This window comes from Ferrimonas balearica, from assembly GCF_019802085.1.
GTDB classification, from domain to species: Bacteria; Pseudomonadota; Gammaproteobacteria; order Enterobacterales; family Shewanellaceae; genus Ferrimonas; species Ferrimonas balearica_B.
In genome coordinates this window covers 813,498-838,349 of the sequence record NZ_JAHVHV010000001.1, presented here as the reverse complement: position 1 = coordinate 838,349, position 24,852 = coordinate 813,498, and the positions used below count along the sequence as shown (strand labels likewise).

The 24,852-nt window shown below is 64.9% G+C and carries 23 protein-coding genes; 14 read left to right on the top strand and 9 right to left on the bottom strand.

The annotated features are described in order from the left end of the window. Nucleotides 1-144 precede the first annotated feature (144 nt). Nucleotides 145-597 (top strand): GNAT family N-acetyltransferase, encoded by a 453-nt coding sequence (locus KUV81_RS03830; protein WP_222542518.1) that lies wholly within the window; start codon nucleotides 145-147, stop codon nucleotides 595-597. On the opposite strand, the gene pdxH is transcribed toward KUV81_RS03830, so the two are convergent. Continuing rightward, on the bottom strand, nucleotides 594-1,232 hold the full coding sequence (gene pdxH, locus KUV81_RS03825; RefSeq protein WP_222542517.1) for a pyridoxamine 5'-phosphate oxidase: 639 nt from the start codon (nucleotides 1,230-1,232) through the stop codon (nucleotides 594-596). The two genes, KUV81_RS03830 and pdxH, sit on opposite strands and share 4 nt — an antisense overlap. 33 nt (nucleotides 1,233-1,265) lie before the next feature. Further along, nucleotides 1,266-2,069 carry an AraC family transcriptional regulator gene (locus KUV81_RS03820; protein WP_222542516.1) on the bottom strand — a complete coding sequence of 268 codons (804 nt, stop codon included), beginning with the start codon at nucleotides 2,067-2,069 and terminating at the stop codon, nucleotides 1,266-1,268. A 102-nt stretch (nucleotides 2,070-2,171) separates the two neighbouring features. Between KUV81_RS03820 and KUV81_RS03815 the strand changes: the two genes are divergently transcribed. Then, entirely contained in the window at nucleotides 2,172-3,071 is a 900-nt protein-coding gene (locus tag KUV81_RS03815) for a DMT family transporter (RefSeq protein WP_315900037.1), read from the top strand. Nucleotides 3,072-3,105: 34 nt separating this feature from the next. After that, complete coding sequence (locus KUV81_RS03810) at nucleotides 3,106-3,936, top strand: hypothetical protein (protein ID WP_222542515.1); 831 nt, start codon at nucleotides 3,106-3,108, stop codon at nucleotides 3,934-3,936. On the opposite strand, the gene KUV81_RS03805 is transcribed toward KUV81_RS03810, so the two are convergent. Then, a complete protein-coding gene (locus KUV81_RS03805) occupies nucleotides 3,924-4,307 on the bottom strand; it encodes a VOC family protein (protein ID WP_222542514.1) in 384 nt (127 codons plus the stop codon). The genes KUV81_RS03810 and KUV81_RS03805 overlap by 13 nt on opposite strands. 111 nt (nucleotides 4,308-4,418) lie before the next feature. Here KUV81_RS03805 and KUV81_RS03800 point away from each other — a divergent pair, with 111 nt between their 5' ends. The 4 genes from KUV81_RS03800 (at nucleotide 4,419) to KUV81_RS03785 (ending at nucleotide 9,056) form a co-directional block, all read left to right on the top strand. Further along, on the top strand, nucleotides 4,419-4,793 hold the full coding sequence (locus KUV81_RS03800; protein ID WP_222542513.1) for a hypothetical protein: 375 nt from the start codon (nucleotides 4,419-4,421) through the stop codon (nucleotides 4,791-4,793). Nucleotides 4,794-4,970: 177 nt separating this feature from the next. Further along, on the top strand, nucleotides 4,971-7,031 hold the full coding sequence (locus tag KUV81_RS03795) for a M13 family metallopeptidase (protein ID WP_222542512.1): 2,061 nt from the start codon (nucleotides 4,971-4,973) through the stop codon (nucleotides 7,029-7,031). Nucleotides 7,032-7,089: 58 nt separating this feature from the next. Continuing rightward, entirely contained in the window at nucleotides 7,090-8,367 is a 1,278-nt protein-coding gene (locus KUV81_RS03790) for a metal-dependent hydrolase family protein (RefSeq protein ID WP_222542511.1), read from the top strand. A 62-nt stretch (nucleotides 8,368-8,429) separates the two neighbouring features. Next, nucleotides 8,430-9,056: a hypothetical protein gene (locus KUV81_RS03785; protein ID WP_222542510.1), complete on the top strand. Its 627-nt coding sequence runs from the start codon at nucleotides 8,430-8,432 to the stop codon at nucleotides 9,054-9,056. Here KUV81_RS03785 and KUV81_RS03780 read toward each other — a convergent pair. Further along, nucleotides 9,053-9,604, bottom strand: a complete 552-nt coding sequence (locus KUV81_RS03780; protein WP_222542509.1) for a hypothetical protein — start codon at nucleotides 9,602-9,604, stop codon at nucleotides 9,053-9,055. The genes KUV81_RS03785 and KUV81_RS03780 overlap by 4 nt on opposite strands. After that, the gene (locus tag KUV81_RS03775; RefSeq protein WP_222542508.1) at nucleotides 9,597-10,346 is read right to left on the bottom strand and encodes a transcriptional regulator; all 750 of its coding nucleotides are present in this window, start codon (nucleotides 10,344-10,346) and stop codon (nucleotides 9,597-9,599) included. The genes KUV81_RS03780 and KUV81_RS03775 overlap by 8 nt, the downstream gene beginning before the upstream one ends. Nucleotides 10,347-10,785: 439 nt before the next feature. Between KUV81_RS03775 and KUV81_RS03770 the strand changes: the two genes are divergently transcribed. The 7 genes from KUV81_RS03770 to KUV81_RS03740 all read left to right on the top strand — a co-directional run bounded on the left by KUV81_RS03770 (nucleotide 10,786) and on the right by KUV81_RS03740 (nucleotide 17,810). After that, nucleotides 10,786-11,586, top strand: a complete 801-nt coding sequence (locus KUV81_RS03770) for a cytochrome C (protein ID WP_409995545.1) — start codon at nucleotides 10,786-10,788, stop codon at nucleotides 11,584-11,586. Nucleotides 11,587-11,608: 22 nt separating this feature from the next. Continuing rightward, a complete protein-coding gene (locus KUV81_RS03765) occupies nucleotides 11,609-12,106 on the top strand; it encodes a hypothetical protein (protein ID WP_222542506.1) in 498 nt (165 codons plus the stop codon). A gap of 134 nt (nucleotides 12,107-12,240) precedes the next feature. Next, entirely contained in the window at nucleotides 12,241-13,224 is a 984-nt protein-coding gene (locus tag KUV81_RS03760; RefSeq protein WP_222542505.1) for a lyase, read from the top strand. Nucleotides 13,225-13,267: 43 nt separating this feature from the next. Beyond that, nucleotides 13,268-14,155 carry an endonuclease/exonuclease/phosphatase family protein gene (locus KUV81_RS03755; RefSeq protein WP_222542504.1) on the top strand — a complete coding sequence of 296 codons (888 nt, stop codon included), beginning with the start codon at nucleotides 13,268-13,270 and terminating at the stop codon, nucleotides 14,153-14,155. Nucleotides 14,156-14,167: 12 nt separating this feature from the next. Continuing rightward, nucleotides 14,168-15,628, top strand: coding sequence for a cardiolipin synthase (gene cls / locus KUV81_RS03750; protein WP_222542503.1), 1,461 nt, complete (start codon nucleotides 14,168-14,170; stop codon nucleotides 15,626-15,628). A 114-nt stretch (nucleotides 15,629-15,742) separates the two neighbouring features. Further along, complete coding sequence (locus KUV81_RS03745; RefSeq protein WP_222542502.1) at nucleotides 15,743-17,281, top strand: arylsulfatase; 1,539 nt, start codon at nucleotides 15,743-15,745, stop codon at nucleotides 17,279-17,281. A gap of 124 nt (nucleotides 17,282-17,405) precedes the next feature. Beyond that, nucleotides 17,406-17,810: a hypothetical protein gene (locus KUV81_RS03740; protein WP_222542501.1), complete on the top strand. Its 405-nt coding sequence runs from the start codon at nucleotides 17,406-17,408 to the stop codon at nucleotides 17,808-17,810. On the opposite strand, the gene KUV81_RS03735 is transcribed toward KUV81_RS03740, so the two are convergent. The 4 genes from KUV81_RS03735 to KUV81_RS03720 all read right to left on the bottom strand — a co-directional run bounded on the left by KUV81_RS03735 (nucleotide 17,807) and on the right by KUV81_RS03720 (nucleotide 24,837). Further along, nucleotides 17,807-19,273, bottom strand: a complete 1,467-nt coding sequence (locus KUV81_RS03735; protein WP_222542500.1) for an FAD-dependent oxidoreductase — start codon at nucleotides 19,271-19,273, stop codon at nucleotides 17,807-17,809. The genes KUV81_RS03740 and KUV81_RS03735 overlap by 4 nt on opposite strands. Before the next feature lie 77 nt (nucleotides 19,274-19,350). Further along, a complete protein-coding gene (locus KUV81_RS03730) occupies nucleotides 19,351-20,046 on the bottom strand; it encodes an HAD family hydrolase (protein ID WP_222542499.1) in 696 nt (231 codons plus the stop codon). Between the two features lie 16 nt (nucleotides 20,047-20,062). Continuing rightward, nucleotides 20,063-23,935 (bottom strand): ATP-dependent RNA helicase HrpA, encoded by a 3,873-nt coding sequence (gene hrpA / locus KUV81_RS03725; protein ID WP_222542498.1) that lies wholly within the window; start codon nucleotides 23,933-23,935, stop codon nucleotides 20,063-20,065. 110 nt (nucleotides 23,936-24,045) lie between these two features. Then, nucleotides 24,046-24,837 carry a cyclase family protein gene (locus tag KUV81_RS03720; RefSeq protein WP_261389186.1) on the bottom strand — a complete coding sequence of 264 codons (792 nt, stop codon included), beginning with the start codon at nucleotides 24,835-24,837 and terminating at the stop codon, nucleotides 24,046-24,048. Nucleotides 24,838-24,852 lie beyond the last annotated feature (15 nt).

Sequence of the window (24,852 nt, the reverse complement as noted above, 5' to 3'; positions counted from 1 at the left end):
AAATCTATACCCTACTGTTTGGGTACACTATACCCCTAAACGGATGATTAACAACAAGAACGGCGTTCATTTCGCCGCCGGATGCGGCTTGCGCATTGGGCCATCAGCGACTAGACCTTGGTCAAACCCCGAGGGAGGTGGCCCATGCATCGGTTTCGTCGCGCCCGACTCAGTGACATCGCAACCCTGCAATCGATTCGGCACAGTGTGCCGGAGGCCGAGGATCCGGGTCCGCGGGATCTGCCGGACACCCTCTATGCCCAGTATCTCGAGCGTCGGGGACGGGGCTGGCTGGCGATGGCCGGCCATCAGGAGGCGGGGTTTGTCATCGTCAGCCTGGTGGACCAGGCGGTGTGGGCGCTCTACGTCAATCCCGCCTGGCAGGGCCAGGGACTGGGGCGGCGACTGCTGCAGATCGGCTGTCACCACCTGTTCAGCCAGGGCGCGCGTCAGATTCGACTGACCACCGCCAGTGGCGTCCCGGCCCTGGGGTTCTACCAGCACCTGGGGTGGCGTCCCCGCCAAGCGCCCGAGGGGGAGTTGGTGGAGCTGGTGCTCGACCGCCCCACCCTGCTGCGTCGACGTCTGGCGCCTTAAGGGGCCAGACGCTCCACCGACCAGCGCTCCTCCTCCAGGGTGTAGAGGAAGCGGTCATGCAGCCGCTTGGCCCCGCCCTGCCAGAACTCCAGGCTGTCCGCTTTCACCCGGTACCCCCCCCAGAAATCCGGCAGGGGCACTTCACCCTTGGCAAACTTCTGCTTGAGCTCCAGAAACTTCGACTCGAGCACGCCACGGGCGGAGATGGGGGCGCTTTGCTGGGAAACCCAGGCCCCCAGCTGGCTGTCCCGGGGACGGCTGACGAAGTACTTGAGCGCCTCGGTGGCGCTGAGCTTCTCGGCGGTGCCGGTGATGTGGATCTGACGCTCCAGGCTCTGCCAGGGGAAGAGCAGGCTGACCTTGGGGTTGTGGGCGATGTGCTGGGACTTGCGGCTGCCCAGGTTGGTGTAGAACACAAAACCCTTCTGATCGTACTGCTTAAGCAGCACCACCCGCTGGAAGGGTTGGCCGCGCTCGTCCACCGTGGCCAGGCTCATGGCCGTGGGATCCAGGACCTGGGCGATCTTGGCCTGCTCCAGCCAGCGTTCAAACAGCTCCAGGGGATCACTGGGCAGGTCTTTACGGCGCAGGCCGCCTTTGAGGTATTCGCGTCGGATGTCGCTCAGGTCGCTCACCGGGTTCTCCTTGCAGTTACGGCTAAAGCCATTCTACTCCACTCCCCGTCCCTCTTTCAGCACCCGGACCTTGCGGTACTGATCCGGCGAGGTGCCGGCATGGCGACGAAAGAGCGTAATGAAGGCCGAAGAGGAACTGTACCCCAACTCCAAGGCCACCTCTTTGACCGATAACCCTTTTTTGATCATTCCCAAGGCCTCGAGAAAGCGCAGTCGGGAGCGCCAGTCGCTGAAGCTCATCCGCAGCTCCCGCTGGAAGCGCCGGGCCAGGGTCCGCTCGGTGGTGTGGCGTCGCCTGGCCCACTGGGCCAGGGTGTCGTTGTTGGCCGGCTCCGCCTGCAGCGCCTCCAGTATGGGCAACAGCATGGGATCGTCGCTGGTGGGCAGGTAGGCGGCCAGCGGCTCGGCCAGGGCCAGTTGGTCCACCAGCACCCGGGCCAGGCGCCGGTCCGCCGGACCCTTGGGGTGGACCAGGCCACGGCCGGCAAAGTCCGCCATGATGGCGCGGATCAGCGGGGAGACCATCAGCATGCAGGGGGCGTCCGGCAGCTGCCGGGCCCACTCCTGGTTGATGTACACCGCCCGGTAGGCCACCCGCTGACGGCTGTAGCTGCTGTGCTCCACATCCGGCGGGATCCAGATGGCGTACTGGGGTGGCGAGAGGAACAACTCGCCGGCCACCGACAGCTCCACCACCCCGGCGTCCACCATATTGAGCTGGCCCCAGGGGTGGCTGTGGGGCAGGAAGGTGGTCTCCGGTGCGATCTCCTCGGAGTGGATGTAAATCGTCCCGTCGGAGGGGTCCAGCGGCAGGTCGTAATGATGCAGTTTTGTCACGTTGTCCGGGGGCCGTTGCAGGATGTCCGATTCTCGTTATATCACGCAAAAAAGTCACTATACAATGCGCGCGTTCTTACCCTGGTATCGCGGAGTGGTTGCGTGGATCGGAAAGCCTTTCTCTACCCCCTGGCGGCTGTCCTGTTTTGGGCCGGCAACAATCTGGTGGGCAAAATGTCGGTGGAGGTGATCGCCCCTGCGGCCATCGCCTTCTATCGCTGGGCCCTGGCCGCCCTGGTGCTGACCCCTTTCCTGTTGCCCTCCATCTGGCGGGCCCGTCGGGTGATCGGCCAGAACCTGGGGCGCTTGACCCTGCTGGCGGCGTTGGGGATCGTGGCCTTCCAAAGCCTGGCCTACGTGGCGGCAGCCACCACCACCGCCACCAATATGGGGCTGATTGGCGCCCTGGTGCCGCTCATCACCCTGCTGCTGAGTCTGCTGATCCTCAAAGACACCCCCACAGTGGGCGCCCTGCTGGGCGGCGGCCTCTCCTTTGTGGGTCTGGCCATTTTGCTGGGCCAGGGCCAACCGATGCAGATCCTCCACGCCGGCATCAACATCGGGGACGCCATGCTGCTGGCCGGGGCCACCGCCTACGCCCTGTACGGCGTGCTGATCAAAAAGTGGGTGCTGCCGTTGACCATCTGGCAATCCCTCTACGTGCAGATCCTCATCGGTCTGATCTGGCTGCTGCCGGCGGTGCTGCTAAGCCCCTCCATGGCGATCTCCGGTCAGGCCCTGCCCCTGGTGCTCTACGCCGGCATCGCCGCCTCGCTGCTGGCCCCCTACTGCTGGATGCAGGGGATCGCCAAGCTGGGGGCCAGCCGCAACGCCAACTTTATGAACCTGGTGCCGCTGCTCACCACCGCCACCGCCATCCCCTTGCTGGGGGAAGCGGTACACGGTTATCACCTGCTGGGCGGCGGCCTGACCCTAGGGGGCGTGATGCTGGCCCAGAAGCTCAAGAAACCGATCTGGACGCGCACCCCGGAACCCGCCTAATCTATTGTTATGGCCTGGTTAACATGGTGTGTTTATGCGATGGATTGCGCTGGCGCTGTGGTGTGTCTGTACCACCCTTAGCGCCCGTCCCTACGACGCCGGTTGGGGCCTGAAGGCCGGCGGTTTCTGGGCCGACGTCGACTCCAGTTTCGGCGCCGTGATCACCGGGATTGGGGATCCCACCCGCATCGATTTCGAAAGCGATCTCGCCCTGGAAGATTCCAAGTTCAGCCCCTTTTTCGAGCTGACCTACCGCTTCAACAACGAACGCCACATGGTGGGGCTCAACTACCTGACCTTGCATCGGGACGCCCGGTCCCACGAAAGCGAGAAAAGCTTCGACTTCACCTGGGACGGTGAGACCTATCGGGTCAACAGCGGTGCCTTTGTCAGCTCCACCCTCAACATCGACATCTACCAGTTTTTCTATGGCTACACCCTGCTCAGCAGCGAGCGCTACGCCCTGCTGGGCACCCTGGGGGTGCACCTGATGGACATCGACGCCCGCCTGGAGGGGGAGTTGGAGCTGGTTACCCCGGACGGGGTCAGCGAGATCACCAGCGCCGAGGCCTTCGGCAAGGTCACCGCCCCGCTGCCCAACTTCGGCCTGACCTTCGCCTGGCAGGCGCTGGATCGGCTGCTGATCGCCGCCAATGTCCAGTACCTGAGCGTCTCCTTCGACAGTTACGACGGTCGCCTGATGGACCTGCGTCTGCAGGCCAGCTACTACTTCACGCCGCAGTTCGCACTGGGGGTGGCCTGGCAGGATTACGACATCCAGGTGGACGAGGAGCGCCGGTTCAGCAACATCGACGTCAACTTCAACTACCAGGGCCCGGCGGCGATGCTGATCTACGAGTTCTGAGCGCCGCTCTGGTAGAGGGCCAGCACCGCCCCGGCCGGGTCCCGGATCACCGCGAAGTGATCGGCCCCCATGGCATTGGGGCCGGCCACCCGTTCCCCCCCCAGTGCCTCGCAATGCGCCAGGCTCGCCTCCAGGTCCGCCACCGCCACGTAGAGCAGCCACTGGGGCGGCAAGGCCGCGTTGGCCCCCCGGGCGTGGCAGACACCGGCGGTCATGGTCTCACCGCTCATCATGCCAAAATCCTCGTACTCGCCCATGGGCACGGGCTTGGGGGTCCAGCCCACCACCTGCTGGTAGAAACGGGCGATCCCCTCGGCGTCCTGCACCGTCAGATCCTGCCAAAGCACCTGGCCAAGTTGCGGTTTCTCCATTGCGGTTCTCCTGTGTCCGGGTCGATGCCCTGGCAAGTGTAGTCGCCACTTTGGGCGAACCGCGCGCCACTCAGCTAGGCTTGGGACACCCCCTTGCCAAGGAGTATGCCCATGAAACGTTGGCTTTTACTGACGCTGCCGCTGCTGGCCAGCACCGCTTTTGCCGCCCACCACAAGATGCCCCCGGAGATGATCCTGCCTTGCAACGACAAGGCCGCGGGGGACGCCTGCCAGTTCACCCGGCAAAACGGTGACGAGATCACCGGGGTCTGCCAGCAGGCCAATGACACCCTGTTCTGCCACCCCGAGGGCAAAGGACGGGAGAAAGCCGCCAAACAGCTGACCGCCGCCTGCGCCGAGAAGAAAGCCGGCGACCAGTGCCTTATCTCCGGTCAGGGGGGCAATGAGATGACAGGTCAGTGCATGGAAAACCCCGCCGGCGATCTGATGTGCCATCAGGGCCACAAAAAACCCAAGCCTCAATAAAACCCTGTCTGGTCAATGGCCTCCGTTTCTCCTACCGGCGAAATGGGGGCCAGAATGCCCGTGATCACAGTGTGACAAATCCGTTTACACCTTGTTTGCCCTCCCCCTTTGACCCTTCCCGGCCCGCTGGTTAGTATCCAACAGTCACAATTGCCCCATCTCCATAAGGATACGTGGATGAAAAAGTTGATTTTTGGCGGTCTGTGCGCCTCCGCACTGGTGCTGGCCGCCTGCAGCCAGACCGACACCGCCCAGACCCCCACCGCCGAAGCGGTCCAGCAAGCCCTGGGCTCCGGCATCGAGCTGCAGAACTTCGATAGCAGCATCCGTCCCCAGGACGACTTCTACGGTTACGTGAACGGCACCTGGTTGAAGAGCGCCGAGATCCCCTCCGACCGCACCACCACCGGCGCCTTTTACGACCTGCGTGAGAAGGCCCAGTCCGATGTGAAAGCGATCATCGAAGAGCTGGCCGCCACCGAGGGCCTCGAGGCCGGCAGCGACGAGCAGAAAGTGGCGGATCTCTACCGCTCCATGATGGACACCGACACCATCGAACAGCGCGGCGTCACCCCCCTCAAGGCGGAGTTCGATGCCATCGCCGCCATCGACAGCAAGGACGACGTGGCCGCCTACTTCGCCCACAGCCAGGTGATCGGCGGCGGCACCCCCTTCGCCTTCTACGTCAACGTCGACGCCAAGGACTCCAGCCGCTACGCCACCCACATCTGGCAGTACGGCCTCTCCCTGCCGGACCGCGACTACTACTTCAACGAAGCGGAGCGTTTCGCCAAGATTCGCGACGGCTTTGTGGCCCACATCCAGACCATGTTTGAGCTGGCCGGCCTGGACAACCCCGAGGCCAGCGCCAAGGCGGTGATGGCCATCGAAACCGCCATGGCCGAGCACCACTGGACCCGCGTCCAGAGCCGCGACAGCGAAGCCCGTTACAACAAGTATGCCGTGGCCGACCTTTCCGAGCTGGCGGACGGCTTCAACTGGACCCGCTACCTGGAGACCCTGGGTGTGGCGGACCAGGGCGACATCATCATCAACCAGCCCAGCTACGTCGAAGGCTTCAACGAGGTGTTCAAGGCCACCTCCCTGGAAGACTGGAAGACCTACCTGACCTGGCAGATCCTGACCCACTACGCCGGTCAACTCAGCGCCGATCTGGACGCCGAGAACTTCGACTTCTTCGCCCGTCAGCTGAACGGCCAGGAGGAGCAGAAGGCCCGCTGGAAACGCGGTGTGGACAAGGTCAACGGTGATCTGGGCGAAGTGGTGGGCAAGGTGTACGTCAAGCGTCACTTCACCCCGGAAGCCAAGGCCCGCATGAGCGAGCTGGTGGAGAACCTGCGCCGCGCCTACGGCGAGAGCATCGACGATCTGGAGTGGATGAGCCCGGAAACCAAGGTCAAGGCCAAGGAGAAGCTGGCCGCTTTCACCCCGAAAATCGGCTACCCGGACCGCTGGCAGGACTACTCCACTTTGCAGGTCAAAGCCGATGATCTGGTGGGCAACTCCATGCGCGCCGCCACCTGGAAGCACCAGCAGGACGTGGCCAAGCTGAACGGCCCCATCCAGAAGTGGGAGTGGCACATGACCCCGCAGACGGTGAACGCCTACTACAACCCCACCATGAACGAGATTGTGTTCCCGGCGGCCATCCTGCAGCCCCCCTTCTTTAACATGGAAGCGGAAGACGCGGTCAACTACGGCGGCATCGGCGCGGTGATCGGCCACGAGATGGGCCACGGTTTCGACGACCAGGGCGCCCGCTACGATGGCGACGGCAACCTGACAAACTGGTGGACCGAGTCCGATCTCAAGGCGTTCCAGGAGCGCGGCAGCAAGCTGGTCAAACAGTACGCCGCCTACCAGGTGTTCGACGATCTCAACGTCAACGGCAAGCTGACCCTGGGTGAGAACATCGGTGACCTGTCCGGCGCCACCATCGCCTACCGCGCCTACCAGATGGCCCTGGACGGCAAAGCGGGCCCGGTGATCGACGGCCTGTCCAGCGACGAGCGCTTCTTTATCGGCTTCACCCAAATTTGGCGCGCCAAGTACAAAGAGGAAGCCCTGCGCAACCGGGTGGCCACCGATCCCCACTCCCCGTCTCAATTCCGCGCCAACGGCCCGCTGGCCAACATGCCGGAGTTCTACGAGACCTACAACGTGCAGCCCACCGACGCCATGTACATCGCGCCGGAGGACCGGGTCAAGATCTGGTGATCAACCCCATCAAGGACAACGCCCCCCTCGTGGGGGCGTTTTTATGGAGGAAAGTGCAATGAACAAACCCCTAATGCTGCTTATGGGCCTGCTGCTCAGCGGCGCCGCCAGCGCCGAGCAGACGGTGATCCACGCCGCCCGCCTTATCGACGGCGTCAGCGACACCGCCCGGGAGCGGGTCACCGTGGTGGTGGAGGACAACCGCATCCTGTCGGTGAACGCCGGTTACCAGGCCCCCGCTGAGGGCCAGAGCTACCTGGATCTCACCCACCACACCCTGATGCCCGGCCTGATGGACATGCACACCCACGTGGACAAGGTGGTGGACGGCAAAAGCTACTCCGAGGGCTTTTTCAAAGACCCCACGGATTTCGCCCTGCAGGCCACCCAGTACACCAACGCCACCCTGATGGCCGGCTTCACCACGGTGCGCAACCTCGGTGGCGATGTGGCTATTCACCTGCGGGACGCCATCAACGCCGGCCACATCCAGGGTCCGCGGATCTACGCCGCCGGCAAGTCCATCGCCACCACCGGTGGCCACGGCGATCCCACCAACGGTCTCAACCGCTCCTACGCCGCGCTGCGAGGCAAACCCGGTCCGGGTGAAGGGGTGATCAGTGGCCCTCACCAGGCCCGGGACGCCATCCGCCAGCGCTACAAGGAGGGCAGCGACGTCATCAAGCTGACCGTCACCGGGGGCGTGCTCAGCCTGGCCAAAAGCGGCGACAACCCCCAGTTCATGACCGATGAGCTTGAGGCGATCATGGCCGCCGCCAAGGACTACAACTACGTGGTGGCGGTGCACGCCCACGGCGCCGAGGGGATGAAGCGGGCGGTGGCCGCCGGGGTGCATTCGGTGGAGCACGGCACCTACATGGACGACGAGGTGATCCAGCTGATGAAGCGCCACGGCACCTGGTACGTGCCCACCATCAGCGCCGGACGCTGGGTGGCGGACCACGTGGATCAGTACCCGGCCATCGTCCGCCCCAAGGCGATGGCGGTGGGCCCCCAGATCCAGAAAACCTTCGCCACGGCCTACGCCGCCGGAGTCAAGATCGCCTTTGGCACCGACGCCGGGGTGTTTCCCCATGGCCTCAACGGCCGGGAGTTCGTCTACATGGTGGAAGCGGGGATGCCGCCGATGGCGGCGATCCAGTCCGCCACGCTGAGCGCCGCACAGCTGCTGCGCATCGACGATGAGCTCGGCTCGGTGGAGGCCGGCAAGCTGGCGGATCTGGTGGCGGTGGAGGGCAATCCGCTGGAGGAGATCGCCCTGATGACCGACGTCCGCTTCGTGATGAAGGACGGCCAGGTGGTCAAGGCGCTCTGACCGGCACCGGCTCCGCCGGTGCACTACACTTTGGCCCTAAGGGTTTGATCTTGGGGCCAACTATGACCACCTTATCCCGCAACCTGCTGTGGCTCTACCTGCCCGCCCTGGCGGTGCTGATGGCCACCGTGGCCTTGAGCCTCTACCTGGACCAGCCCTTCAGCCACTTCAGCCGCGACCCCTTGGCGGTCACCCGCGGCTACCACCTCTACGGCCTGCTCTCAAATCTCGGTGCCATTCTCTGGGCCTTCGCCACCGCCGTGGCCCTGCTGGCCTATTCGGTGCTGCGGGAAAGCGATGCGAGTGAGGCCCGCTTCTTCCTTACCGGTGGCCTGCTCTCCGGGCTGTTGCTGCTGGACGATCTCTTTATGCTGCACGAGAAGCTCTACCCGGCATTGGGGATGGGGGAGAAGCGGATGTTGGTGGTCTACGGCTTGCTGGGGCTGGGCTATCTCTACTTTAACCGGGGGCGCATTCGCCAGAGCGAGTACGGCCTGCTGGTGGCGGCCATGGCGCTCTTTGCCCTCTCCATCGGCGTCGACCGCCTGCCCAAGACCTGGCTGAGCTGGCACCACCTGTGGGAGGACGGCGCCAAGTTCATCGGGATCTGCAGCTGGTTCGGCTACCAGCTGCAGTGCGCCCGCCAGGCGCTGCTGGCCCGGTCAGGCGGGAGGTCAACGCGGGCCTAGGCGCCGTTGTCGATAAGGCTGCAGCCGCACACCGCGGTGCTGGGTAGGAAGAAGACAATCGCATAGTCGTGCTCCGCGTCCCGGTGCAACAGGCGCAGGGTCAGGTTGTGCACCCCCTTCTCCGCCAGGTTACGCTGGCTGAAGGATTTGAGGTGCGCCATGTGCTGGGGCAGCTCCCGGCGCTCATCCTCCACCACCACCCGGCTCTCACTCAGGCTCAGGGCGTAGACGTTCTCCTGGTGATCGGCACTGAGTACCGAGCCGCGCATGCTGATGGTGCCCACGGGCACGCCATCGGCCTGGAAGTAGCGGTAGTTGATGCTGGCCCGCTCTCCCTGCAGCAGAAAGTCCGCGATCATGTAGAAGTTATCCCGCTGGGGGCCCACCAGTTGGTGCTCCACCAGCTCGTTGCGGCAGGAGAGCACCAGTCCGGTGCGCCCGGGCTCGTCATCGGGCCAGCTCCAGGCACCCACCAAAGGCGGCAGCAGCAGGCCCAGCAGCAGAAGCAGCACCCCCGGCCAGGGGCGATTGAGGCGTCGGTCAGTCACAGAGGCTTACCTCCTCCAGCCAGGCCTCAGAGAGAAACTGAGGACGGGAACGAAAATCGCTGATCTTGATGTTGCGCAGCATCGCCTGGCCGTTGCGCTCCCCCTGGAAGGTGAGGTTCAGCACCTGGCCGTCGTTGGAGCGGGCCAGGAACAGGCGCTGCCAGGGGGTGCGGTTGCACTGGCTCAGCTGGAGCGCCAGGCGGTCACGGATGGCGTTGATCATCACCAGGTCCATGTCGGTGGCGCTGACCCGGATGATCTGGATGGGCTGCCCCGCCCGGTCCTCCAGCTGAATGGGATCCTGGTGGGGCGGGATTGGGGTGATCCCCTTGGGCACCGGCCACCACCAGGCCAGGGCGGCCACCAGGACCATCACCAGCAGCAGGGCCACCGCCCACCAGGGGGCGGGACGGACAAAGTCCGCAGTCGGGGTATCCGGCGGCGGTTCGCTGGGCAGGGCCAGACGGTAGCCCTTGCCGGGCACCGTCTGAATCAGGGGGGAGTCTTTGTCCCCCATAAAGTTTCTCAGGGTGAACACCGCTTTGACCACCGCCGAGTCACTCATCACCGGCTCGGTCTCGCCGCCACAGCGCAGGCGCTGTTTGCTCATCACGATGCCCGGGTGGTCCAGCAGCTGGGTCAGCACCAGCAGTTCGGCCCGGGGCAGATGCCAGCGTTCCCCGCTGTTGCTGTGTTCCAGCTCGGCGTGCTGGCGATGGAAGATGACCTGTCCTAAACGCATCCTTGGCGCCTTGTGTTGCCGTCTTGGTCGACGGTCTGTTGGGGATAGTTTCAGTGTAAAAAGTTGCCACAGAATTTCCCCAACGCCCATCACATTCCCGCAAACCCAAACCCACAACCGCGCCACCGGGCGGTTAACGACCTATAACTTGTCCTGGATCAAACCCGTTTTTTGGTAATGGCGACAAATAATCACCAGTAATTGCGATTATTTCCCCCGAATCCACCAGATTTTCGCAAATAGCAATACAAAGACTCGGCAATACTGCAGAGAACACTACATTAGCCATATCTTAACTGGGGGATTTTTCGCCCCTTCCCCACCCCCCGATTACTGTGATCCCCCTCACTTCCCCCAAGGGGGCCCTGGCCAACACTGGAAACCAAGCGGACGACACCGCGATTGACCAAGAACGACTGAAAAGGTGACCACTATGACCATGGACAGAAGACAAGCCCTAACCCAGATCATCGGCATCTCCGGCGCCGCCGCCGGTTCCGTGCTGCTGGCCAACCCCGTATTGGCCGCGACCGCCACCGAAGAGGGTTGGACCCTCGCCGTTGGCGACCGCCTGGCCTACACCAAACTCGACCCCTACGCCGTCGCACTGGCCGCCTACAAAGCGGGTAACGGTTGCATGTACCAGGTGTTCCACGGCCTGATCTCCAGCCTGGCCCAGTCCGACTCCCCGGACGCCGCCAAGTTCGCCCAGATCCCCACCGCCATGGCCCATTATGGTTACGCCGGGATCCTCGGTGAAGGTTCCGTGTGCGGTAACGTCAACGCCACCGGCATGCTGTTTAACCTGCTCTCCATCAACGGCAACCCCGCCAACGGCTACCTGACCCGGGTGCTGCGCTACTACGAGCAGGAAACCCTGCCGCTGCGTGACGACGCCTTCCTCGACGCCATCGGCGCCAACACCGACGAGCTCAAGGCCAAGGTGGGTCAACCCTCCGTCGCCGGCAGCGTACTGTGCCACTCCTCCATCACCAACTGGGCCCGCCTCAACGGCAAAACCGCCGCCGACAAGGGCGAGCGCTGCTCCGAGCTGTCCGCTTCCATCGCCTACCAGATCGTCGTGATTCTGAACAAGGCCATGGACGGGGAAGACCTGACCGGCATCGGTGACATGACCGACAGCGTCGGCAGCTGCAAGACCTGCCACAGCAAGTCCGACAGCTTTGGCCCGAGCGTCATGAGCAACATGGAGTGTGACACCTGCCACGGCGGTCACTAAGCAAGCCAATAAGGAGCGGATCATGAGAAATATCAAAAGCATGATGCTGCTAGCCGCAATGGGGCTCCTGCTCAGTGGCTGTGGCAGCGACAACGACAATGACCCTGTGACTCCGGAGCCGCCTGAGCCACCGGTGGAGGAGAGCATCGGCATCGATGAGACCACCACCCTGTCTCTGGAGATCACCGATTTTAATGGCCCCAGTGGCGCGATCAGCTTTACGCTGACCGGGGATGACGCGCTCCCGGTCACCGGAGCGAATCAGTTCCAGGTGCTCTTCATGGGGTATCCCGCCCCGGGGCCAACCTCCACCAAGTACGGTCTGAGCTGGCATGAAGCCCAGGATCTGGATTGCACCGACCCCGCCGGTCACTGCGATGCCGTACTGACCGAAGTGGACACCGGGCAATACGAGCTGCTGGCCAATGGCCTCAGCTGGCGTCCCGAGGTGGAGGACTACAAGGCGGCCCTGATGGTCATGGGCGCCAACGCCGCCAACGATCCGGAGTTGATTGAGTAACCGTCCCTCCATTCGCTGCAAGCTTTGCCGGAGCCTTTCCTCCAAGGGCTCTGGCCTTTTTTTGTTCAATGCCTGGTAAAAATCGTTGTATCGTCTTCACTTAGGACCTGATCACACCCGGCAAAGGACAGACCATGCGCACCCTGATTCTCCTCACCTGTGCCCTGATGCTCCCCGTGGCGGACGCGGCGCAACTGGCCAGCAAGCTCACCATTACCGAATGGCCCGTCAGCTGGGGCGGCCGCCCCCGCGATCCCTACGTGGCCCCGGATGGCCAGGTGTGGTTCTGCGGCCAATCCGGCAACTACCTGGCCCGCTTTGACCCCGCCAGCCGCCAGTTCACCCAGGTGGCCATCGACGAGGGCACCCACCCCCACAACCTCATCGTCGACGATGACGGCAGCGTCTGGTATGCCGGCAACAAAAACGCCCTTATCGGCCGCATCGACGGCCAGAGCGGCGAGGTCACCCGCTTTCCCATGCCCGAGGGGGTCAGCGATCCCCACACTCTGGTGTTCCACCCGGACGGCCACATCTGGTTCACCGCCCAGTGGAGCAACGCCATCGGCCGGCTGGACCCGGCCAGCGGCGAGGTTGCCCTGGCCAGCATCCCCACCGACGATGCCCGCCCCTACGGCATCAAGGTGGCCCCGGACGGCACAGTAGTAGCGGTGCTGCTGGGCAGCAACAAGCTGGCGCTGGTCCATCCCGAGACCCTGGCGCTCAGTGAAGTCACCCTGCCCCGCCCCGAGGCCAGGCCCCGGCGACTGGAGATCACCGCAGACGGCGGGATCTGGTACGTGGATTACGTCGGTGGCGAGCTGGGCCTCTACCAGCCCAAGACCCAGGCCTTCGACGCCTACCCCCTGCCCGCCGGCCCCCAGAGCCAGCCCTACGGCACCGCGCTGGATAACGACGGGGTGATCTGGATCGCCCAGACCGGGGTGCGGCCCAACCGCATCGTCGGCTTCGACACCCGCAATCGGGCCTACATCAGTGAGACGGCAGTGCCCAGTGGTGGCACCGTCAGGCACATGATGTACGACGAAAAATCCGGCAGCTTCTGGTTCGGTGTCGACACCGGCTACCTGGCCCGCGGCCGCCCCGACGCCCGTTAGTTGGGATTTTTGCTCTCGTCCGGCGTACAATCGGCGGATGTCGTTGTCCCGAACCTTGGCCCTGCTCGCCCTGATGGGCACCCTGGTGGGGTGCCCCATGGCACCGGAGCAGGCCCTGACCCTCAGCCGCAGCTCACCGCAGGTCCAGACCCTGCCGGAGGAGTCCATTCGGCTGCTCAACTGGAACATCTACAAGCAGCTGGACACCGCCCAGTGGCAGCACGAGTTCGGCGGCCTGCTCAACCGGCACCAGCCCCACATCATCACCCTGCAGGAGACCAACCTGCCCTCGGTCACCCTGCCCCACCTCACCAGTGAGCACGGCTATGTCTTTGCCCCCAACCTGGTGATGAGCGACGGCCAGTGGTCCGGGGTGATGACCGCCGCCACCGCCGAGCCCAGTGCCAAGGTGGCCCTGCTCTCCGAGGTCACCGAGCCGGTGAGCAACACCCCCAAGGTGGTGCTGCTCACCCGCTACACCCTGGCCCCCTCCGGCGCCGAGCTGCTGGTGGCCAACATCCACGCCATCAACTTCGTCACCACCTCGGAGTTCGCCCGCCAGGTGAGTGCCCTGGAGCGGCAGCTGGCCCGCCACCAGGGGCCGATGATCCTCTCCGGCGATTTCAACACCTGGAGCGACGCCCGCCTGGCGATGCTGGGGAAAGCCACCGGGCGACTGGGCCTGGTCCCGGTGACCTTCGATGACGACCTGCGCACCCGCTTTCTGGGCAGCCCTCTGGACCACATCTTCCACAGCGCCGACCTTGGGGTGATCCGCGACTCCGCCCAGGTGTTTCACGACACCCAAAGCTCGGATCATCAGCCGATGATGGTGGCGTTTGAATATCGCGCACCTGATCGGACCAGAGACTATGCGGTGGGGGAAAATGCGCGTAAGCTTAGCGACACTTCCATAGAAACCGTTGAGTGACCAAGCTCTTAGATGGATAACCTCTATCAGGCGGCCACCTGGCTGGCCTTCATCGGCTACTGGCTGCTGGTGGTGGCCGTGTCGTTGCGCATCGCCCTGCGCCGCCGCCCCTTTGGCGTCTCCCTCGCCTGGCTGCTGCTGATCTACATCATTCCCCTGTTCGGCGTGGCCTGTTACCTGCTGTTTGGCGAGCTCAACCTGGGTAAGAAGCGCTCCAGCCGCGCCGAGGCGATGTTCGAGTCTTACGCCCAGTGGTTTGGCGAAGTGGCCCGTCAGCACCGGGAATCCGTCCCCCAGATGGGCCAGCACGCCCGCCCCATCCACGCCTTGAGTCTCAACCGCACCGGGATCCCCTCCCTGGTGGGCAACGACCTGACGCTGCTGGACAACGGCGATGCCATCTTCGAGCACCTTATCCGCGACATCGACCAGGCCAAAACCCAGGTGGCGCTGGAGTTTTACATCTGGAGCCCCGGCGGCCGGGCGGACGACGTGGCCGAGGCCCTGATCCGCGCCCGGGAGCGCAATGTGCACGTCCAGCTGCTGCTGGACGCCGCCGGCAGCCGCAGCTTCTTCAACAGCCGCTGGCGGCGTCGACTGGAGGAGGCCGGCGTCGAGGTGGTGGAGGCTCTGGCGGTCAGCCCACTGCGGATGTTCTTCCGCCGCCTGGACCTGCGTCAGCATCGCAAGATCGTGGTGATCGACAACGCCATCGGCTATACCGGCTCCATGAACCTGGCGGACAGCCGGGTGTTCAAGAAGGACGCCGGTGTGGGCGAGTGGGTGGACATCATGCTGAGGATCACCGGACCGGCGGTCTCTTTGATGCGCTCCATCCAGGCCTGGGACTGGGAGGTGGAGACCGGCGAGCGCCACCTGCCGCCGGTGCCCCGCTTCTGCACCCTGGCCCACGACCCCCACGGCAAGGACACCCTGCAGGTGATCCCCTCGGGCCCGGGGCTGCCCTACAACGTCATCCAGCAGGTGTTGCTGCTCTCCATCTACCACGCCAAGACCAGCCTGACCCTCTGCTCCCCCTACTTTGTGCCCAGCGAACAGCTGATGGAGGCGCTCAAGACCGCCGCCCACCGTGGCGTGCGGGTGCAGCTTATCGTGCCGGACAAGAACGATTCGGTGATGGTGGAGTGGGCCAGCCGCTCCTTCTTTACCGAGCTGCTGCGCGCCGGAGTGGAGATCCACCGCTTCCAGGGCGGCCTGTTGCACACCAAGTCGCTGCTGATCGACGACGATCACTGCCTGCTGGGCACGGTAAACCTGGACATCCGCAGCCTGAAGCTCAACGGCGAGATCACCCTGGCGCTGGACGACGAGGCCCTCTGTGCCGATCTCAAGGCGCTCAATGACCACTACCTGGCGCAATCCTACCCATTGAAACTGGAGCAGTGGCAGGACCGCCCGGTGCGGCACAAGCTGGTGGAGCAGTTCTTCTACATGTTCGCCCCACTCCTCTGAGCCCGTCGCGCGCCGGTGAAGTGTCTACACTGGTGGTAGCCCGTTGTGGGTCGTGGCAAGACGAAGTTGTTCCAACGCCTTGCCCACCCGTTGTTGCTGCCAGGAGACCCTCCCATGCACCGGTTGCGCCCGTTCCTGTTGCTGGGCCTCAGCGCCCTGCTCTTCCCCCTTCACGCCGCCGAAAAACCCAACATCCTCGTGCTCTGGGGCGATGACATCGGCCAGTCCAATGTCAGCGCCTACAGCATGGGCATGATGGGCTACCACACCCCCAACATCGATCGCATCGCCGACGAGGGGCTCATCTTCACCGACTACTACGCCGAGCAAAGCTGCACCGCCGGCCGCTCCTCCTTTATCACCGGCCAGAGCGTGTTTCGCACCGGCCTGTCCAAGGTGGGCCTGCCCGGTGCCAAGGAGGGGATGATGGTGGAAGACCCCACCATCGCCGTGGTGCTCAAGGATCAGGGTTACGCCACCGGCCAGTTCGGCAAGAACCATCTGGGTGACCGGGACGAGCACCTGCCCACCAACCACGGCTTCGACGTCTTCTTCGGCAACCTCTATCACCTCAACGCCGAGGAGGAGCCGGAGAACGAGGACTACCCCCAGGATCCGGCGTTTCGCGAGAAGTTCGGCCCCCGTGGGGTGCTGCGCAGCCAAGCCGGTGGCACCATCGAGGACACCGGGCCCCTGACCGCCAAGCGGATGGAGACCGTGGACCAGGAGACCGCCGACGCCGCCATGGCCTTTATCCGTGAGCAGACCGCCGCGGGCACCCCCTGGTTTGTCTGGTGGAACGCCACCCGGATGCACTTTCGCACCCACGTGAAGGCGGATCACCGGGGGATCTCCGGCCAGGACGAATACTCCGACGGCATGGTGGAGCACGATCGCCAGGTGGGGATGTTCCTTAACCTGCTGGATGAGTTGGAGATCGCCGACAGCACCATCGTCTTCTACTCCACCGACAACGGCCCCCACAAGAACACCTGGCCCGACGCCGGCTCCAACCCCTTCCGCGGGGAGAAGAACACCAACTGGGAGGGCGGCTGGCGAGTGCCCGCGGTGGTGCGCTGGCCCGGGGTGATCCCCGAGGGCAGCATCAGCAACGCCGTGGTGCACCACATGGACTGGCTGCCCACCTTCGCCGCCGCGGCGGGCAAATCGGACATCAAACAGGATCTGCTGGACGGCTACCGCTCCGGTGCCCTGAACCGGGAGTACAAGATCCACCTGGATGGCTACGACTTGAGCGCGCACCTCAAGGATCCCCAGACCATCCCCAGCCCCCGCAACGAGGTGTTCTACTTCTCCGATGACGGCGATCTCACCGCCCTGCGTTACCAGGACTGGAAGATCATCTTTATGGAGCAGAAGAGCCCGGGCACCTTCCGGGTCTGGATGGAGCCCTTTGTGCCCCTGCGGGTGCCGCTGATCCTGAACCTGCGTCGGGACCCTTACGAGCAGGCACTGATCACCTCCAACACCTACTACGACTGGATGATCGACCGGGCCTACCTGCTGGTGCCCGCCCAGACCTACGTCGGGCAGTTTCTCGGCACCTTCAAGGAGTACCCGCCGAGGCAAAAGGCCGCCAGCTTCTCCCTGGACAAGGTGATGGAGATGATGCAAACCGGCGGCGCCCACTGACCCTGATGGGCCGGGCGTTGCGCCCGGCCCCAACCCATGGGACAAGGCTCACGGTTCGCCATAAGCCGGCGAACCTTTTGCCTTGGCCCGACTCCAAGGGGCAAACCCACTCGAACCCATAGTGATGCAAAAACGCTCCCTGGCACTGGGCCTGCTCCTTGGCCTGCTTATCGGCGCCGTGCTCGGCGTCGCCCTGAATCAACAGCTCATCATCGCCCGAGGCGGCAGCGCCACCATGGGGTTCGTGCCCCTGGCCGACCGACTGATCGAGGATCCGGCGGTCCAGCAGATGGTGATCTGCGCCAAACTGGCGATGAATCGTGGGGAGCGAATCGACAACCTGGCCCTCAACCTGCGGCTGAATCGCCACCTTACCCCCATGGACGACGGCAGCCAGCGCCCCTTCTTTGCGCTGATCTTTGCCAAGGCCTACCTGATGGGCGTGGCGGACAGCCTGCCACAGACCGCGCAAAGCGCCCGGCAGCACCAGTGCGCCGAGCTGACCTGGCTGAACAAAGCGGCGTCTTAGCCGGTGGGGATGGCCAGGGCGTCGGGGTAGTTGCGGGCCTGGGCCAGGGCCACCGCCTTCTGCACCACCGCCTGGCGGCTCAGGGGCGGCTGAGGTCGCTCGTCCGGCCCGGCGGCCCACCCCTCCCGGGCCAGGGCGTCAACGATGGCGTTGGCGGCGGTCAGCGCCGAGGAGGCTTTGACGATCTCGGTGCGGGCGTAGCGGTGACGGCCGAAGGAGACGTCGGCGGCTCGCAGGCTGGGATCCGTACCGGGGATCTGCTGGGCGCCAAACAGCGGCGGCCCGCCGGGCCGTGCGGAGGCGAAGCCGGGCAGGAAGTGACTCAGATGGGCGATGGCGTTTTCACTGCGTGACTGCACCACCTCCGGCTCCCAGCCCCACTGGATCTTGCGCTCGAAGCGAGGGTCGAGCTTTGGTTGGGCACTGCGCGCGCCGCTGGCCACCAGCCCCTGGCGAAACAGGGTGATCCCCTCGGTCATGCCGTGCAGTTGGAACAGCCCCCGACCGTAGGGGGTCAGCTGAGCCATCCCCTCGGGCGTGCCCCGCTGGCCGTGGAAGATCACCTCCGGCCAATGGCCCTGGGCCTCGGGCCAGAACGCGAGGTAGGCGGCCTTGAACTCCACCAGGCGCTGGCGCGGCTCCCCCAACTTGTCGTCCAGCTCGCCGGTGCGGTAGCCGCAGGCGTTGACCAGGTAATCCACCCCCACCACCTGTTCCTCCCCCCGATGGCGGCAGTGCAGCGCCCAGCCGGCGCCCTGGGGACGCACGTCGGTCAATGCGGTGTGGGTCATCACCCTCACTTGGGGGTGGCGGGCCAGCTCCAACTCGGCGCTGGCGGCCAGGCGAAACAGGCTGAGGCCGTACTCCTGCACCAGCACCAGGGGCCACTGCACCCGGTCGAAATCCAGGGTCTTGGCCAGGGGGATCATCCACTGTTCGGGCGTTGCCGGGCGCTCCGGCAGCGGCGCATCGCGCAGCGCCATCATGGCGTCGCGGTCAAACAGCCGGTAGTAGTGCTCCGGGTCCCCCAGCACCCGGTTCTCCGGGTCCGCCGCCACCAGCTCGGCGTAGGCGGCCTGCACCCGCTGGAGCCGGGGCAGCAGGGCCTGGGGATCCCCGCCGTCCCGGGTGGGCACGGCGATCACCGTGGGACGCACATTGGCCACGTGGGGGTAGAGCTTGAGGGTATCGATGGACTGTTGAAGCAGCTTGAGGCACTGGGCGTCGCTGATCTCCCGGTAGAGGTTGCCACCGGCGTGCAGGTGGCACATGGGCGGCCCGTTCACCAGGCTGGGGCCCTTCTCCATCAGCACCACATCGACGTGCCCCTGCTGGGCCAGACGCAGCGCCACGGTGGCGCCGGCCACGCCACCGCCGATGATCCCCACACGGGGCCGGGTCTGGGGGGCGGGGCTCAGCTGGCACTGGGCCAGGTTGTCGGGCAGGTCAAAATCGAACGTCATGGTACGGCAGCGTGTTGGGAAACCTGCCCGATGATACGACAAAGCGGGCCGATTGGATCCCCTTTTTCTTTGGGGATTTAGACCAGGGTCAACAGCTTAGCGATGTGGTCAAAGCTGTGGAAGCGGTGCTCGGCCAGGCACTCATCGCTGACCTGTTCATGGACCCAGCTGTCGTAGCCCGGATCCACGTGGCAGGCGTGCCCTCCCAGCTCCAGTACCGGCAGGATGTCAGATTTCAACGAGTTGCCCACCATCAGCACTTCCTGGGGGGCGTGGGCCATCTGGGTAAAGAGCCGCTGGTAGGTGGCGCTGTCCTTTTCGGAGACCACCTCGATGCGGCCGAAGTAGTCCGCCAGACCGCTGCGGGCCACCTTGCTCTCCTGGTCCAGCAGATCGCCTTTGGTGATCACCATCAGCGGGTAGCAGCCCTGCAGCGCGGTGAGGGTCTCCTCCACCCCGGGCAAAATCTCGATGGGGTAGCTGAGCACCTCCTTGCCCAGCTGGATGATGCGCTCGATGTCCCGCCCCTCGACCCGGTAATCGGTCAGCTCCAGGGCGGTTTCGATCATCGACAGCATGTAGCCCTTGGCGCCGTAGCCGAAGATCCGCAGGTTCTTCACCTCGGTCTGGTAAAGTCGCGCCGCCAGGTCGTCGCTGTCCACGTAGCGGCCGAGGATCTCCAGGTAAGCCTGCTCCGCCCCCCGGTAGTGGGGTTCGTTGACCCAGAGGGTGTCGTCGGCGTCGAAGGCGATGAGTTTGACCGTCTCTTTCATAGTGCGTCTTTTGGGCTCACAGTTCGTTCAGGGCATTGAGAATGCGTTTATCGGAGATGGGCACCTTGGTGCCAAGCGCCTGGGCAAAGCAGGAGATCCGGTACTCCTCCAGCAGCCAGCGCACCGCTTTGAGCGGCTCTGGCACCGACTGACCCTTGGGCACCTTGTTGAGCGCCGCCTGGTAGGCCTGCTCCACCTTCTGCACCTTGAGCAGGTGCAGCTTGTCCCTGTGGGGATCCACCGGCAGCTTCTCCAGGCGCCGCTCGACGCCCTTGAGGTAGCGACCCAGGTCCTCCAGGCGATCCCAGCCGGTGTCCGCCACGAAACCCTTGTACACCAGGCGGTCCAATTGGGCCTGAATGTCCGACATGGCGAAGGCGATCTCCAGGCTGATCTTACCCTTGAGCTTCTTGCGGATGGTGCCCCAGAGGGTCAGCACCCGCTCCACCTGGGCGGCGATGGCCACCACGGTGTCGTTGAGCTCTGCCCGCACCACCTCCCGGGCGGCCTCGAAGCCCGCCTTGTCGGACACCGACAGCCCATGCTCGGTGAGGATCTTATCGATGCCGGCGTCGATGCAGTCGCCGATCAGCAGGTCCACCCGGCCGAAGGGGTTGAAGTACATCGCCAGCTTGGCCTTGTTGGGCAGTTTCTGCTGCAGGTATTTCACCGGACTGGGGACATTGATGAGCAGCAGCTTGCGCAGGCCGGCGCGGTTGGCGGCCGCGGCCTTGTCCTCGGCGTCGAACAGCTTGACCGCCACGCTTTCCCCCTCGTCCACCAGTGCCGGGTAGGCCTTGACCGCGTAGGCCCCCCGCTTCTGCTCGTAGCTCTTGGGCAAGTCCCCCAGGGTCCAGTCGGTCAGCCCCGAGCGTTCGATGCCGCTGTCGGCGACCTTGGCGATCACCTGCTTCATCTGGCCTTTCAGTTGGGCCTTGAGGGCCAGCAGGTCCCGGCCCTGGGCGATGAGCTTGCCCTTGTCGTCCTCCACCTTGAAGTTGAAGGTCAGGTGGCGGTCCAGGGCACTCAGGTCAAAGTCCTCCGGGGTCACCCGGGTGCCGGTCATCCGCAACAGCTGCTTGCACAGGGCCTCGAGCAGCGGCATCTCGAAGGGGGTGATGGTCTCCAGCGCCGCACCGGCGTAGTTGGGGGCCGGCACAAAGTTGCGGCGCAGGGGCTTGGGCAGGGTCTTGATGAGGGCGACCAGCAGCTCGTGGCGCAGCCCCGGCACCAGGTAATCGAAGCCCTCGGGCTCCACCTGGTTGAGCAGCGCGATGGGCAGGTGCAGCGAGACGCCGTCGTCCTCGGCGCTGGGCTCAAACTGGTAGGAGAGGGGCAAGGTGATGCCGTCCTGGGTCCAGAAATCCGGGTAGTCCTGCTCACCGACGTGGTCGGCGTCGCGCTTCATCAGGTCCGACTTGGCCAGGTCCAGCAGATCCAGGGTCTGGCGCCGCTGTTGGCTCCACCAGCCCTGGAAGCGCTGGCGGGTGTAGATCCCTTCCGGCACCCGTTCATCATAAAAGGCGTAGAGGGTCTGCTCGTCCACCAGGATGTCCCGGCGGCGGGACTTGTGCTCCAGATCCTGCACCTCGTCGATGAGCGCCAGGTTCTTCTTGAGGAAGCTTTCATTGAGCCCCAGCTCGCCGGCCACCAAGGCCTCGCGCAGGAAGATCTCCCGCGCCTCGACGGCGTTCACCGGGCCGTACTGCACCTTGCGCTTGGGCACCACCACCACGCCGTAGAGGCTGACCTGCTCGTAGGCCACCACGGAGCCGGGTTTCTTCTCCCAGTGGGGCTCGCTGTGGCTGCGCTTGACCAGGTGTTCCGCCAGGGCCTCCACCCAGTCCGGGTCGAACTTGGCCACGGTGCGGGCGAACAGGCGGCTGGTTTCGGTCAGCTCCGCCGCCATCACCCATTTGGGCGGTTTCTTGGCCAGCTTGGAGCCGGGGAAGACGTAGAACTTGGTGTTGCGGGCGCCTTTGAAGTGGCCCTCCGCCTCCTTCATGCCGATGTGGGAGAGCAGCCCGGCCAGCAGCGCCCGGTGGATCTGATCGTCACCGGCCCGCTCCCCCAGGGTCAGCCGGATGTCCAGATCGCTGAGGCTCTGGCGCAGCTGGGAGTAGAGATCCTGCCACTCCCGCACCCGCAGGTAGTTGAGAAACTCGCTTTTGCACAAACGGCGGAACTGGTTGCCGGACAGGGCCTTCTGCTGGGCCTTGAGGTGATCCCAGAGGTTCAAAAAGGCGAGGAAATCGGAGCTTTTGTCGACAAAGCGGCTGTGCTTCTCGTCCGCCGCCTGCTGACGATCCACCGGCCGCTCCCGCGGGTCCTGGATGGAGAGGGCCGCGGCGATCACCATCACCTCGTGGACGCAGCCCTGCTTCTGGGCCTCGATCACCATGCGCGCCAGGCGCGGATCGATGGGCAAGCGGGCCAGTTTGCGCCCCAGGGGGCTCATCTTGGGCACGCCCTTGTGCACCGTGATGGCCGCCAGCTCTTCGAGCAGGGTCATGCCGTCCTTGATGTGGCGGTGATCCGGCGGCTGGATAAAGGGGAAGGCGGCGATGTCCCCCAGCCCCAGGGCCAGCATCTGCAAGATCACCGAGCCCAGGTTGGTGCGCAGGATCTCCGGATCGGTGAACTCCGGCCGGGACTCGAAGTCCTCCTGGCTGTAGAGGCGGATGCAGATCCCCTCGCTGACCCGGCCACAACGGCCGGCACGCTGGTTGGCGCTGGCCTGGGAGATGGGCTCGATGGGCAGGCGCTGCACCTTGGTACGGTAGCTGTAGCGGCTGATGCGGGCGGTGCCCGGGTCAATCACGTACTTGATCCCCGGCACCGTCAACGAGGTCTCCGCCACGTTGGTGGCCAGCACGATGCGCCGCCCGCCATGGGGGGCGAAGATCCGCGCCTGCTCGGCGTGGGAGAGCCGGGCATAGAGGGGCAGGATCTCGGTGTCCCGCAGGTTACGGCGATTGAGGGCGTCCGCCGCGTCGCGGATCTCCCGCTCGCCGTTCATAAAGATGAGGATGTCCCCTGGGCCCTCGTCGCACAGTTCGTCCACTGCGGCGAAGATCCCCTCCATCGGATCCAGGTCCGGCCCCTCCTCCTGCACCAGGGGCAGGTAGCGCTGCTCCACCGGGAAGGTGCGGCCGGAGACCTCGATGATGGGGGCGGCATCGAAGTGGTGAGAGAAGCGCGCCACGTCGATGGTGGCGGAGGTGATGATGATCTTCAGATCCGGACGCTTGGGCAGCAGCTGCTTCAGGTAACCGAGGATGAAGTCGATGTTGAGGCTGCGCTCGTGGGCCTCATCGATGATCAGGGTGTCGTATTGGTCCAGCCAGCGGTCGTGCTGGATCTCCGCCAACAGGATCCCGTCGGTCATCAGCTTGACGTAGCTGTCCGGCGAGCTCTGATCGGCAAAGCGCACCTTGAACCCCACGTGCTGGCCCAAGGGCGACTCCAGCTCCTGGGCCACCCGGGTGGCCACCGCCCGGGCCGCCAGGCGTCGGGGCTGGGTGTGGCCGATAAGGCCCCGCTGGCCGCGACCCAGCTCCAGGCAGATCTTAGGCAGCTGAGTGGTTTTGCCCGAGCCGGTCTCCCCCGCCACGATCACCACCTGGTGGTTGGCGATCGCCTCGGCGATGGCCTCCCGCTTGTCCGAGACCGGCAGGTCCGGATAGCGCACCTTGGGGGCGTTCTGCGCCCGCAGGGCCACCCGGGCCTGGCTTCGGCCCACCAGTTCGGTGAGCTGCTCGGTGATCTGGGCTTTTTTGGCCTTGTCCTGGACTCGTTTCATCCCCGACAGGCGTCGGCGGATGGCGGCGGCGTCCGCCTGCATGCAAAGGGCGAGGTGTTCCGGGGCGAAGGGGTTGGCGTGACTCAACGGGGGATCCTGACTGGTTTTGCTAAGCGGGGGATCCTACCAAACCCCCGCCCCGCCGGGCTACCGGTTTTCCCCCGGCCGGTGACGATGGCCGGGCCGCTATCTTGCCGCTAACCCCCTGGCACAAAGGCGATGATCCTCAGCGGCGCCCCGCTGCCGCCGGCGATCTTCATCGGCAGGGCGATCACCTGGAAGCCACGCTCCGGCAGCTCTGCCAGGTTGGCCACGTTCTCGAAGCCCGGCACGTTCTTCTCAAACAGCAGGCGATGGGTTTCAAACAGGGTGGAGGCGCCGTAGTCGATGCTGGGGGTGTCGATCCCCACCGCCCGGATCTGCCGCTGCTCAATCAGGTAACGGGCCAGCTCGGGGTGGATGCCGGGGAAGGCCAGCTTGGCCACCGCCGCCTCACCCCGCTCGGCGGTGCCCATATAGCGCCGCTTGTCCGGCCACAGGGCCGAGGAGCCGGAGTCGAACAGCACAATGGCCCCCTTGGGCAGCGGACCGTTCTGGGCCTCCCAGCGGGTCAGGTCCTCGACGGTGATCTGGTAGTTGCGGCTCTCACCCAGCCGGTTGGCGATGCGGATCACCACCCCGGGACCGATCAGCTGCTCCAGGGGGATGTCCGCCACCCCCCGCCGCCCCTTGGCAAAGTGCACCGGCGCGTCGATGTGGGTGCCACCGTGCTCCGCGGCGCGAAAGTTAAAGGCGGAGTAGTAAAACCCCTTGTCGGTGACGCCGTCGAACACCGTGGTCTTCTCGAAGCTGTCGGCGGTGGGCCAGTAGATGGCCTGGGCGGAGAAGTTGTGGGTGAGATCCACCCAGCGGCCCCGCCAGGGGTCCTCGGCCCGTACCGGGGCCAGCAGCAGAAAAGCCAAGCCGATCATCAAGGTTGCGCGCACCATGGGGCCTCCTGATTG